Annotated in this window: 15 protein-coding genes; 8 read left to right on the forward strand and 7 right to left on the reverse strand. The window is 36.6% G+C overall.

Going from position 1 to position 12342, the window contains the following annotated elements; translation table 11 throughout:
- Positions 1 to 114: 114 nt before the first annotated feature.
- Both JKP34_RS15640 and JKP34_RS15645 read left to right on the forward strand, forming a co-directional pair.
- Complete coding sequence (locus JKP34_RS15640; RefSeq protein ID WP_201923533.1) at positions 115 to 600, forward strand: DUF4199 domain-containing protein; 486 nt, start codon at positions 115 to 117, stop codon at positions 598 to 600.
- 2 nt (positions 601 to 602) lie between these two features.
- Positions 603 to 875: a sll1863 family stress response protein gene (locus JKP34_RS15645; RefSeq protein ID WP_201923535.1), complete on the forward strand. Its 273-nt coding sequence runs from the start codon at positions 603 to 605 to the stop codon at positions 873 to 875.
- Here the strand turns inward: JKP34_RS15645 and tamL are convergent.
- On the reverse strand, positions 872 to 3310 hold the full coding sequence (gene tamL, locus JKP34_RS15650) for a translocation and assembly module lipoprotein TamL (RefSeq protein WP_201923537.1): 2439 nt from the start codon (positions 3308 to 3310) through the stop codon (positions 872 to 874). The two genes, JKP34_RS15645 and tamL, sit on opposite strands and share 4 nt — an antisense overlap.
- A 19-nt stretch (positions 3311 to 3329) precedes the next feature.
- On the opposite strand from tamL, the gene JKP34_RS18390 reads away from it, so the two are divergent.
- Positions 3330 to 4070, forward strand: a complete 741-nt coding sequence (locus JKP34_RS18390; RefSeq protein ID WP_201923539.1) for a TrmH family RNA methyltransferase — start codon at positions 3330 to 3332, stop codon at positions 4068 to 4070.
- Here JKP34_RS18390 and JKP34_RS15660 read toward each other — a convergent pair.
- The 4 genes from JKP34_RS15660 to JKP34_RS15675 all read right to left on the reverse strand — a co-directional run bounded on the left by JKP34_RS15660 (position 4067) and on the right by JKP34_RS15675 (position 7234).
- The gene (locus JKP34_RS15660; protein ID WP_201923541.1) at positions 4067 to 4870 is read right to left on the reverse strand and encodes a queuosine precursor transporter; all 804 of its coding nucleotides are present in this window, start codon (positions 4868 to 4870) and stop codon (positions 4067 to 4069) included. The genes JKP34_RS18390 and JKP34_RS15660 overlap by 4 nt on opposite strands.
- A gap of 3 nt (positions 4871 to 4873) precedes the next feature.
- On the reverse strand, positions 4874 to 5794 hold the full coding sequence (locus JKP34_RS15665) for a ribonuclease Z (RefSeq protein ID WP_201923543.1): 921 nt from the start codon (positions 5792 to 5794) through the stop codon (positions 4874 to 4876).
- A gap of 2 nt (positions 5795 to 5796) precedes the next feature.
- Positions 5797 to 6186, reverse strand: a complete 390-nt coding sequence (locus tag JKP34_RS15670) for an STAS domain-containing protein (protein WP_201923545.1) — start codon at positions 6184 to 6186, stop codon at positions 5797 to 5799.
- Positions 6187 to 6298: 112 nt separating this feature from the next.
- Positions 6299 to 7234 (reverse strand): phosphoribosylaminoimidazolesuccinocarboxamide synthase, encoded by a 936-nt coding sequence (locus JKP34_RS15675; RefSeq protein ID WP_201923547.1) that lies wholly within the window; start codon positions 7232 to 7234, stop codon positions 6299 to 6301.
- Positions 7235 to 7367: 133 nt separating this feature from the next.
- Here JKP34_RS15675 and JKP34_RS15680 point away from each other — a divergent pair, with 133 nt between their 5' ends.
- The 5 genes from JKP34_RS15680 to JKP34_RS15700 all read left to right on the forward strand — a co-directional run bounded on the left by JKP34_RS15680 (position 7368) and on the right by JKP34_RS15700 (position 11117).
- Positions 7368 to 8114, forward strand: coding sequence for a helix-turn-helix transcriptional regulator (locus JKP34_RS15680; protein WP_201923549.1), 747 nt, complete (start codon positions 7368 to 7370; stop codon positions 8112 to 8114).
- Between the two features lie 17 nt (positions 8115 to 8131).
- Complete coding sequence (locus JKP34_RS15685; RefSeq protein ID WP_201923551.1) at positions 8132 to 8590, forward strand: GyrI-like domain-containing protein; 459 nt, start codon at positions 8132 to 8134, stop codon at positions 8588 to 8590.
- A 14-nt stretch (positions 8591 to 8604) separates the two neighbouring features.
- Complete coding sequence (locus JKP34_RS15690; RefSeq protein ID WP_201923553.1) at positions 8605 to 9033, forward strand: DUF1801 domain-containing protein; 429 nt, start codon at positions 8605 to 8607, stop codon at positions 9031 to 9033.
- 94 nt (positions 9034 to 9127) lie between these two features.
- Positions 9128 to 9724: a hypothetical protein gene (locus JKP34_RS15695; protein ID WP_201923555.1), complete on the forward strand. Its 597-nt coding sequence runs from the start codon at positions 9128 to 9130 to the stop codon at positions 9722 to 9724.
- A gap of 136 nt (positions 9725 to 9860) precedes the next feature.
- Positions 9861 to 11117 (forward strand): MFS transporter, encoded by a 1257-nt coding sequence (locus JKP34_RS15700; RefSeq protein ID WP_201923557.1) that lies wholly within the window; start codon positions 9861 to 9863, stop codon positions 11115 to 11117.
- A gap of 168 nt (positions 11118 to 11285) precedes the next feature.
- Here JKP34_RS15700 and trxA read toward each other — a convergent pair whose 3' ends face one another.
- Together trxA and JKP34_RS15710 are read right to left on the reverse strand one after the other, a co-directional pair.
- Positions 11286 to 11609, reverse strand: coding sequence for a thioredoxin (gene trxA / locus JKP34_RS15705; protein ID WP_201923559.1), 324 nt, complete (start codon positions 11607 to 11609; stop codon positions 11286 to 11288).
- Between the two features lie 124 nt (positions 11610 to 11733).
- Positions 11734 to 12321: a DUF3347 domain-containing protein gene (locus JKP34_RS15710; protein WP_201923561.1), complete on the reverse strand. Its 588-nt coding sequence runs from the start codon at positions 12319 to 12321 to the stop codon at positions 11734 to 11736.
- Positions 12322 to 12342: the final 21 nt, after the last annotated feature.

Genomic DNA, 12342 nt, shown 5'->3' on the forward strand with positions numbered 1-12342 from the left:
CCTCCAAAGTAAGTTATGTTAAATCTTTGGCTTTTTTATACTTAAAGACATATAGTGCGAACGAACAAAAGGTCTACTTTTCGGTTAATTAAATAGTTAAAAAGATTAGGAGCTATGAGAAAAGATTCAGTAGAATTCAACGGATTATTAGGTGGATTTATCATACTTATAGGCTTAGTAGTTTATTTCTTCATCATGAAGTTGGCAGGATTAGAACATAATCTAAATCTAAGAGCACTCAACTTACTAATAATGGCCGCAGGTGTTTTTTACGCAGTTAGGAGTATTAAACATAAAAATGATGATTTCGACTACTTAAAAGGAATAGGCACAGGATTGGTAGCAGCCGCTAGTTCATCTTTAGTATTTGCTATTCTGGTTTTCATATACCTGCAATTTATCAATCCTGAATTCTTAGAAGCTATAATTGAAAAAGAACCGTTTGGACTTTATTTGAATCCCTTTAAAATTGCCTTCATTATAATTATTGAAGGTTTTGGTTCTGGTTTTTTACTTACCTTTGGTATGATGCAGTGGTACAAAAAAAGAGTACCACAATCATTAGTTGATGCAGATGGAGATAATGATAAAACTAAATAGAAATGGATAATCAAACTGGTAGTGCTGAGGCTTTCTTTAGCAAAGCAGGCAAAAAAATTGATGAATTATTTAAAGAGTTAAAGGAGTCTGATTTCTCAGAAAAGCTTGACCTCAAAAATAGACTGGAAGAGCTCAAAAAAGACAAGGATAGATTATCGCAACAATTTAATCAGTTTACGAAAGATAATCAGGATACCTTTGATGATATTAGAAATAGTATGGAAGAATCAATTGAAGATATTAAAAAAGCTTTCAGTAAAAAGAGAAAAGCTTAAAAGGGGTATCCTATACCTATATTATAAGTAGGACTATAATTGTTGCCGCCTGCTAAATTCCATTTATCGGCTGTCCACCTTTCTCCTTCAGGCTGTGCGGGATCATATAGTTTAAAGCCAATATCCAATCGAAGAATCAAGAAGGAGAAATCAATTCTCAACCCAGCACCCGTTCCTATTGCTATTTCTTTATAGAAGCGATTAAATTCAAAATTCGCACCTTCTCTTTCTGGTGTTTGATCAAAAACCCAAATGTTACCTGCATCTACAAACAATGCTCCATCTAAAAAATTAACCAAGTTTCTTCTTACTTCAACGCTTGTTTCGAATATGATCTCTCCAAACTGCTCGAAATCATAATTTAATTCACCATTATCATCTGTTGCTGCAAAATTCCCAGGGCCTAATCTTCGAGGAGCCCATGCACGAATACTGCTGCTACCTCCTGCAAAGAAATACTTTTCGTAAGGCAAGGTGTTTTCTGAAATAGCACCATAAGGTTTGGCTGCGCCCATATTTATTCTGAAAGCAAAAGTACTTTCACGCCCATAGGGAAAATAGTGCCTAAAGTCCACACTTGATTTTAAAAACTGATAAAATTCCAAATTGGACTTTTCACTAAGCTGTCTTACACCTTTAAAATTGAGTAAGTTACCTCCTGTTTCAAAGTAGTACTTCAAAAAAGATGCTCGCTCTTTATCAGTACCATAGTTATTAAAATTCTTGGCGATATTGATAAAACTACTTGATACAAAAGATGGGCGAAATGTCCTTTCAAGTTGACTACCCCTACTACTTACACTATCGAGTCTTCTTAACTCTTTAGAGAAAGCTTCTGTTAGATCAGATTGGATAACGTTTAAATCAGCTACTCTGAGATCATAAATCCAGTCCTTCCTATTCATCCAGGAATAGCCAAAAGAGGCATTAAAATTTGACCTGTCATATTCAGGCCTGTCAGTATAGTTATAACCTATACCTGTTTTGGTTTTAGGGTTTAGCAAAGCAAAGGTTGATTTGAGCTCATTACCTAATGGGAATAAGAAATGGGGAAATGTTAAGGTTAAATTTAATCTGGCTTCAGTAGCATAAGCAAAAGCTGTTTGATCAGTAAAGTTAGCCACACCTTCTAAACCGACCCTACCTGACAACTCCAAGATTTCAATACCTCCAAAAGGATTTCTATTCTTAAATGAAGCATTATAAAATGGGCCTGGGAAACCATAAGAAACATTTACGTTAAGCCCGACTTCATTACTAATCTGATACTGATCCAGAGGACTTGTGAAAATATTGGCAATGAAATTACCTCCTGCCGTGTCGTACTTTACATTCACAAAACGGAACATATCCAGGTTACCAAGCTGCCGCTGTGTGTTGAAAGTACTGTTTAAGCTGTATAATTGATTGGGCCTAATAAAAACCCTCTGATCTAGGATTTTCTTTTTATATGCTGGCTTATAGTAATAGTAGTTTATTCGGTTAAAAACTTCTTCATTTCTTTTCCCAGAACCATAGGCGCTATTTACATCAGTTGTAAAATTTACCTTATCTATTTTAAACTGCTTATGTACACTTTTATTAACAGGCTTATTGATAAGTACCTCTAATTGAAGGTTATTGGTATCTGGCGACTGATAAACGTTAAATTCCACAAACTGCCTTGTAAAAGCATAATAGCCATTATTCTTGAGTAGAATTTCTATTCTTTCTCGTTCAGCACTAAGTCCGGCCTGATCATATTTCTGCCCTTCTGTGAGTATGCTCTCGTTTCTGTTTTCGACAAGCAGCTTTTGAATGGTTGTGTCCTGTCCGGCATTATAAAAGATAGTATCTATAAAATGAGGTGTACCTTCCTGAACTTTATAGGTAACCAGCACACGTTTTTTATTTAGCCCTTTTAACTCGGTATCATAAGTTACAATGGCATCAAAGTAACCTTTTGACTTTACAAATAGCTCAATCTGCTCCTGGGTTCTTTGAGATGAAGTGGTATCATAAACCGCTAAGGGTTCACCCCACCTCATTAATAAATTACCTTCATTAATTTTCTTACTGAGCTTATCCTCCTTTCTGTTAAGCTTTCTTTCTAGCCGTTTGGCCTTTCCGCTTTTGTCATTTTCTCTTGCCTTCTTTATGGCAGCATCTAATTCTTCTCTTGTTCTTTCCAGCTCAGCAACTACTGAATCCTGATTATAATTTTTAGAACCTATCTCATAAAAAGCTACATATGGCGAAATTGGTAACAAAAGGAGTCTACGGTTGGCTTCTTGGGTATAGAAGTCATTTAATCTTTCAGTAGAAATATTTTGATTACCTTTTATTTTCTGCTTAAATAGTACCTTTTCATCTCCTTCAAGGTAACGAGTACCCACACAAGAAGATAAAGACACCATTAGAACTAAGAAGGTGATTTTATAAATTTGTTTAACCAATTTTATACTTACAGAAAACGTGCTTACTAAGAATAATGCAAAGTTCATTAAATCTCTCCAATTAAAGAAATTCAGGCAAAAAGAAGCCTTATTTATAGTTGAAGGAGAGAAAAATACCCTTGAGTTGCTAAATTCAGCCTATAAAGTAAAAACAATTCTTGGCAGCGAACAATTTCTGAGCGATAATCATCTGATTATTTCAAAAGCTGGCGCAGAAACAATTGAGGTTACTGATAAGCAGTTAGCGAGTCTTGGGAGTTTCAAATCCAACGACAAAGCATTAGCAGTAGTGCATATTCCTACTGAACCTACTTACGAACGCAGAGGCATCCAACTTGTTTTGGATGATATTCGAGACCCAGGTAATTTAGGTACTATCATCAGGATAGCTGATTGGTATGGCATAAAGAGCATTATTTGTTCCGAAACTACTGCGGAGCTTTTTAATCCTAAAACCATTAGTGCTTCCATGGGCTCAATATTTAGGATTAACGTTTTCAGAAGAAATTTAGAAGGTTTTTTCAAGGAACAAAGTGGCATAGCCGTATATGGCGCTTTACTCAATGGCGATAATATCCATAAGACAAAGTTTGATAAAGAGGCTTATATAGTAATTGGAAATGAATCGAACGGCATAAGAGAGACACTTTTATCGTTTATTGAACATCCTATTACCATTCCAAAATTAGGAGGAGCGGAATCATTAAATGCCGCTATGGCTACGGCTATTATTTGTGATAATATATTCAGAGAGGCTTAAAAGAAATCGCTATCAGCCGCTTCTTCAGCCATTTCATTAGCACTGTCTTTGCCTAAATAATTATCTATGAAATAATGAGCCACGTAAAGCAAAGGTGTTAATAGAATGGCTAAAGCTCCTTTGTATATGTAATTAATAATACCAACTGATAGCATTTGTTCTAAAGTCCAATTGCCAAATACGTAGAAAGCTATAAATAGCACTACAAAACTATCAATTAGCTGACTTACTAATGTAGAGCCTGTAGCCCGAAGCCATATTTTACCTTCTCCTGTATATTTTCTCAGTCTTTGAAAAACCAATACATCTAAAAACTGCCCAATCAAAAAGGCGGTTAAAGATCCTATTATAATACCCAAACCTTGCCTAAAAATAGTTTTATAGGCAAAATTGATGTTAAAAGCATTTCCTACATTATCAGTACTATTTACTTCCATCCAGAAATCGGCAGGGCTTAAAACAGTAACACCATAAATCACCAGAAAAGAATAGGTAATAAAGCCAGCAGTTAAAAAGCTTATCCTTCGTACCCCTTGTTTACCAAAATATTCATTGATAATGTCTGTTGTAACAAAAACTATAGGCCAGATGATTACTCCAGCAGTGAGGTTAAAATCCAGTATGAAATCTCCAAATAACTCGATCTGAGCAGGTGCCATTCCTAGTGTTTTTTCAGCTGAGAAAATTTTAACACCCAAAATTTCAGCTAACAAAGCATTGGTCAAGAATATTCCTGAAAGCACTATAAAAAGGTTTCTCTTTTTCCTTTGGATGATATCCTTTTGTTCCTGTACTTCCATTTTTTAATCCTCCACGTAAAAGGTTAATCCTTCCTCACCCAGATATGACTCTTTAAATTCAGATCTGGCTTCCGCTAAAAGTGGTTCAAGCTCCCTATAGCGATTAGAAAAATGGCCTAAAATTAACCGATGTACATCAGCTTTTTTAGCAATAGTAGCTGCTTGCTTAACAGTAGTGTGAAATGTTTGCTTAGCTCTATCAATCAGTTCATGTAAAAAAGTGGATTCGTGATAGAGTAAATCCACATCCTTAATGAGTGGAATTATTTCTTCATTGTAGATGGTATCAGAACAGAAGGCATAACTTCTGCTTTTTCTTGGAGGTAAGGTGAACTCTGCAATACTGTATTTCAGCTTTCCATCCTCATCCAATACATCTTCTCCGTTTTTTAAGCTATTGATTTCAGCAATTTTTAAATCTACGCTTTCAATCTTTTCCTTGATGAGTTTTCTCGGCTTTGGCTTCTCTTTAAATAAAAAACCATTGCACTGTATTTTATGCTTAAGCGGAATGGTGAAGACTGAAACGACCTTATTGTCAAGAATGAGTTCAGATTGCTCACTCCGCAGCTCAACAAAATTGAGCGGATAGCTTAGTCGAGTATTCGAATATTTTAGCTGGATAGTAATGATATCAGCCAAACCGATTGGGCCATAAACTGTAAGCTCGTGTTTGCGCCCATTAAGATGCATAGTGGAAAGTAAGCCCATAAGGCCAAGAAAATGATCACCATGCAGGTGGCTGATAAAAATATGGCTCAAACGATTTTTCTTTACTCCATATCGTTTCATTTGGAGTTGTGCCGATTCTCCACAGTCGATCAAAAACTGGTAGTTTTGAATGCGCACACTCTGTGAAGTATGATGCCTGCCATGGGCGGGAGCAGCAGAGTTTGAGCCTAATATTTGAACTTCAAAAGGCAAGTTTAGTCCTCCTCAGAATCCTCTTCTTCACTTAAACCTTTCTCCAACTCATGCATAAATACAGACTCAATAGCCTCGTGTGCTGTAGGAAGTATATCCAACACTTTGTCTAACTGAGAAATCTTGATCAATTTTTCAGTATGCTCAGATGGAGCAGCAATAATAAAAGTACCGCCTGCTTCACCAAAAACCCTGTTACCTACTAATAAGGCACTTAAACCTGATGAATCGATATATTTTACTTCAGAAAGGTCAACAATTACATTTGGAACACCTTCCGCCTGCATAGTAATTAAATCTGACTTAAGCTCTGATGAAACTGAAGAGTCTAACTTCTCTTCTTTTATTTTCAGTAATGAGTATTTTTCGTCTTTATCAATTGAGTATTTCATGTACGATTGTTTATTTCTATTTATTAAATGGAATCACCAATGATTCCTTATTATTTATAATTTGAGGTTTCACCGTTATTAGCGTTTGCTAATTTTACCTAACACTTCGTTTTTATTTAATGTTTTTGAGAATATTTTGCTCAATGTTCTCTTGAACATTATCATAGTCTCTTGGAGTAAAATTACTACCCGTTACTTTCTCAAAAAGCTCAATATAGCGGTTTGAAATTTCACTTACCTTCTCATCAGTCATTTCAGGTATTTGCTGCCCCTCCTTGCCTTGAAAACCATTCTCTATCAGCCATTCTCTTACGAACTCTTTGCTCAATTGTTTTTGCTTATTGCCATGCAGCTGGTTTTCCCGATAGGTATCTTTATAAAAAAATCTTGACGAATCAGGGGTATGTATCTCGTCTATCAGATAGATTTCACCATTATGCTTGCCAAACTCATATTTGGTATCTACCAAAATCAATCCTTGTTCGGCTGCCATTTCAGTCCCCTTATTAAAAAGCTCAAAAGTGTAATTTTCAAGCTTCACGTAATCTTCTTCACTCACTAAGCCTTGTGCTAATATTTCTTCTCGCGAAATATCTTCATCGTGCCCTTCATGGGCTTTGGTTGTTGGGGTGATGATAGGCTGAGGTAGCTTGTCGTTTTCCTTTAAACCTTCCGCCAATGGCACACCACATAACGTTCTTTTTCCTGCTTTATACTCACGCCATGCATGACCGGCCAGATAACCCCTGATGACCATTTCCACCGGAAAAGGCTCACATTTCAAGCCAATACTCACATTCGGATCAGGGCTGCTCTGCAACCAGTTAGGCACAATATCTTTTGTTGCCTGCAAATTTCTTAATGCAATCTGATTAAGCACCTGTCCTTTAAATGGAATGGCCCTTGGCAAAACCACATCAAAAGCTGAAAGCCTATCGGAAGCTACCATCACTAGCTTATCGGCTGTGGTATAAACATCTCTTACTTTCCCTCGATAGAAATGTTGTTGACCAGGTAAATTGAAGTTGGTTTCCTTTAATGCTTGCATAGGCAGCAAAAATAGGAGATTAAGTTGAGATTGGAAAGGTTGTTTTTTGGAAGTTAGAAGTATGGAAGATGGAAGTTTGAATATTAAGTCTAATAGCTAAAAGATTGTATATTGTATTAGAAAATCTGAAGATATGGCAAAGGACAAACCCAGATTAGTCAGACTTACTTCCATACTTACTCATTTGCAATCCAAAAAATGGATTACGGCCAATGAAATGGCTGAAAAGCACAGCGTAAGTCTGCGCACCATTTACCGTGATATTAGAACGCTGGAAGCTTCAGGAATTCCTATCATAGCAGAAGAAGGTCGAGGTTATTCTATTGTTGATGGCTACAGATTGCCACCAGTTTCTTTTACTGAAGATGAAGCCAACGCACTTATCATTGCTGAAAAGCTTATCAGCAAAAATAAGGACAAGTCATTTTCAGAAAGCCATCAGCAGGCCATCACTAAAATTAAAGCAGTTTTAAAATCTCATCAAAAAGATGATGAACCACAAATTGTTGACAGGTTACAAATCCGGAATAATCCGGCAGAAGAAAAAACGAGTAATAACCTGTTAATCCTTCAAAAGAGTATCATCCACAGGCAAGTGGTGTGTATTCAATATGAAGATGAAAAAGGAATGCCAAGCGAACGCACCATAGAACCCTTTGCCCTGCTTACCACTCATGATAATTGGGTGTTGATAGCCTACTGCAGAAAAAGGCAAGATTTCCGATACTTTAGACTAGATAGAATAAAGCATTTAGAAATAACTGCGGACACTTTTGAAAAACATGACCTAACACTTGATGAATATTTTAAGCAATGCCGTGAAAAATGGCAAAAGCATGCTGACATACCTATGACACCAACCTCAGATACTTTTGCATAAAACAACATGTAAAAGTTATGCAAAAAGTAAAAATTGATCCTTTCCAAATTATTGGAATCAGTGTAAGAACAACAAACAAAAATGACCTAGCCAGCGAACAGATAGCAGCACTCTGGGGTGAGTTTCTCGAAAAGAACCTGATCACACAGATTCCTAATAAAGTAGATGATACTATTTACTCACTTTACACCGAATATGAAGGAGATTATACACAGCCCTATACCGCCATTCTGGGCTGCAAAGTGCATTCTCTAGACAACATTCCGGAAGGAATGTTGGGTAAAAGCTTTTCAGGTGGAGATTATGTGAAAACAACAGCCAAAGGTGATTTAATGAATGGCCTCATAGTAAACCATTGGAATTCTATTTTTGAGATGAACCTGGATAGAAAGTATACAGCCGATTTTGAGGTCTTTGGTGAAAAAGCTCAGGATAAGAATAATGCAGAAGTTGATTTCTATGTTGCTGTGAAGTGACTGAAGCAAAGTATATGAAGAATTTAATTGTAAAATCATCAAAAGCTGCGGATCAAGTATTCGCAGCTTATCCTTCCCATATAAAAGAAAAAATGCTCAAACTTCGTGAAATGGTTATTTCAGTAGCTCAAGAACTTGATGAAATAAAGAAGTTGAATATTGAGCTCAAATGGGGTGAGCCCAGCTTTATCACCAGCATTGGGAGTACTTTACGGATGGACTGGAAACCAAAAACGCCTGATGAATATGCCATGTACTTTCAATGCAACAGCCGATTGATCAACACTTTCAAAACCGTTTATGGAGACCTATTCACCTATGAAGGTAACAGAGCTATTCTGTTTAAATTGAATGATGAATTACCTGAAGAACAATTGCAAGAATGCATCAAAGTAGCCCTTACCTATCATAAAGTGAAGGATCTCCTTACTTTGGGGTTGTGAGTTTATAGGTTCTTAAATTCATCAAATCCAAAATCCATTTAGATTTATACTTCCAGTTAAATACTATTTTTAAAACTGATGCTATATTTGTGACATGAAAAAAGTACTACTTCTCTTAGCCATTCTTGCCGTTTCACTTCAGCTGAACGCACAGTCTGGTAATTATTATGAAGAGGAGGAATTTTCAACTAACGACTTACCCGTACTCTACTTAGGAATTGGTACCGGCACTAACAGTTATACTGGGCTTTTGGGAGGATCGATAAATTACAGAGTTCAAAATAAGCTTTTCATTCAAGCAGGTTTAGGCTTAAGTACTTGGGGCTACAGGTCCTCTATTGGTTTACGTTATGACCGAGGGTATGATAAGGGCTTTACTTTTGGCTTAGGTGTAGCCAATTCATCAGGAGTGAATAATATACTGCTTGAACTGGAGACAGCAAATGGTGATATTAGAGAACTTGATATGAAGTTTTACGGTGCCTTTACTTTAAACATTAAAGCCGGGTATAACTTTAAAGTAGGTAATAATGGCACTTTTTATATTAATTTAGGATATGCTGTCCCCTTCGAACAGCAACCATGGAATGTAAAAGATGGCACATCTCTATCTGTTACCTCTCAACAAGTGTTAGAAATACTAGCTCCAGGAGGGTTAATCTTTGGCACAGGATTTACTGTAGGTTTTTAGGCTTCTTTCACTCTATTTCTTACTCTCTTTTCAAAAAATCAAACTATAAGATGAATCATCTGTTTGTATGAAATGCCATTTTGAGTTAGGCATTGTATAGTTCCGTACCTTTTTTAAAAGTCATAAAACATTTCATTTGATAAATATTAAAGACAAAAGCCTGTTTGGTTATGATAGCAGGGTTATACTTTTGGGAGTTGCCAGAATGGCTGATGCCTTTGGTAATTCCTTTCTAATAGTTGTTCTTCCACTTTACATTGCAAGCAAAGGTGTAGAAGGAGATGCTATGGGCCTTTCTAAAACATTTATTACAGGGATCATCCTTGGCTTATTCGGACTTATCACCTCCATTGCCCAGCCTTTTACAGGTAGATTATCTGATAAAGTAGGCAAAAGAAAGTTGTTCGTAGTGATTGGATTAGCCCTCTTTACAGTCGCTAATTATTCTTATTCGATAGCTGATTCATATATTCTTTTATTGATCATACGAACTGCTCAAGGTATTGCTGCTGCATTTACCATAACAGCGAGTTTAGCCTTGATTACCGAATTAAGCAATAAGGGAAATAGAGGTAAAAATACCGGTATCTACAATTCATTTCGTTTAGTGGGTTTTGGTGTGGGGCCTTTACTAAGTGGCATTTTAACTGAAGGCGGACCTTATCACTTACCTTTGATTGGAGAAATTGATGGTTTTACCGCCTCCTTTGGGGTAGCCTCATTGGCAGCATTGGTCAGTGCTTTGCTAGTTGGCTTTTTTGTTTCTGATCCTGACAACACTAAGCCCAGCACTAAAAAAATGAAAATCAATCTCCTTACTGAAAGGAAGGGTTATTTTCTCGATCCTATTTTTGCCCTGGCGCTGGCGACACTGATAATGAGTTTTGGCTTCTCTTTATTGGCGCCTATAGAAACTGCCATTAATGAAAAGCTTTCGCAAGGAGCTTTTATGTTTTCCATTCAGTTTAGTGCTTTAATTGCCATGCTGGCGGTGACACAACCAATAATAGGAAATGCCAGTGATAAATATGGGAGAAGAATATTTATCATTATAGGGTTAATAGGTTTAATACCTATCATTCTATTGGAAGGATTTGTAACCGAATCGTGGCAATTAATAGTTGCCAGAGCATTACAAGGCATAAGTGCCGCAATGGTTTTTGCGCCCTCATTGGCACTGGCAGGAGACTTGGCTGAGGAAGGTCAACGAGGTTCGCAACTTGCAGTGGTGACTATGGCTTTTGGCTTAGGCATTTCATTGGGGTCTTTTGTATCAGGCTATGCTATTAAATTTGGCTATGCTGTTCCTTTTGTTATGGCGGCCATTCTATCAGCTATAGGGGTTTTTATTGTGAAAACACAAGTACCCAAGAAAGAGGCTGAGATTGATTAATGAGATGCATATTCTACGTCACTTGCCAGTGAGTGAGAGCATATATCAAGTGGCAAGAGCGTTTTATACAAAAAACAGATTTCTACGGATCTACCTTTAAAAACAGAGACAAAAAAAGCCTTCCAATAGCTATTGGAAGGCTTTCTACTTTTTATATTATGTTTTTTATTAAGCCATTTGTGCTTCCAGCTTGTCAGCTAAAACCTGCTTAGGAACTGCACCAATTTGCTTATCAACAATTTCACCACCTTTAAATACTAATAAGGTAGGGATACTTCTGATACCAAACTTAGCAGAAACGTTAGGATTTTCATCTACGTTAACTTTACCTATAACAGCTTTTCCATCGTACTCACCTGCTAATTCTTCCACTACAGGGCCAATCATTTTACATGGTCCACACCACTCTGCCCAGAAGTCAACCAATACAGGAGTTTCTGATTTTATAATTTCTTCAAAATTGCTATCAGTAATTTCTATTGTTTTTGCCATCTCTTTTAAATTATCTATTTCTATTCTATGTCAAGGAAACGCAAAGATAAAGCTTTTTGTTACTAAATTGTTATTCAATAAAGAGCAATAAGTCACATACTTGACATTAGGCTACTTATATAGCTTAAAGCTCTTCCTGTACTTTACCGCATTTCAACATTTTATCGCCAAAGTACGGGTTCATAATCGTTTCTTCCTGACTTAACCAAAAAGCTCCTTTATTATTAAATGCCATAGGGCAATATTGTTTATACACAGCTCCTTCTACTTTATCAGCATTAGCCTTTACTACATTATACATTGAACTGCTAAGCTTTTCAAAATCCGCTCTGATGGCTTCAACATCTTCCTTTTGTTGCATACCCGAAACCAGAGATTTTAAGTTACTCATTTCGTCAGTCAAATTTTTCACTAAATCAGAAGCAGCTTTTTTAGCCTCTTCAGCGCTGGTATTAACCAAAGCGTCTTTTAAACTGAAATAAGACGATAGCATACTTTCAAGCTGCTCTTTACTCACTGTTGATGCTTCCATTTTATCCGGATTCATTTCTTCAGCATGAGCATGAGCCTGGCCCTCCCCATGCATATGCTCACCATCATGCATTTCTGCCTTATCATGATGGGCATGTTCATCATTTGCCTGCTTTTTTGTGTCACAAGCCTGAACTATAAATGCCGCAGCGAGAAGTGTAGTAAATATTTTAGTCTTCATGTTTATTTGGTTTTTTGTTTT

Source organism: Marivirga atlantica (assembly GCF_016734805.1).
GTDB classification, from domain to species: Bacteria; Bacteroidota; Bacteroidia; order Cytophagales; family Cyclobacteriaceae; genus Marivirga; species Marivirga atlantica.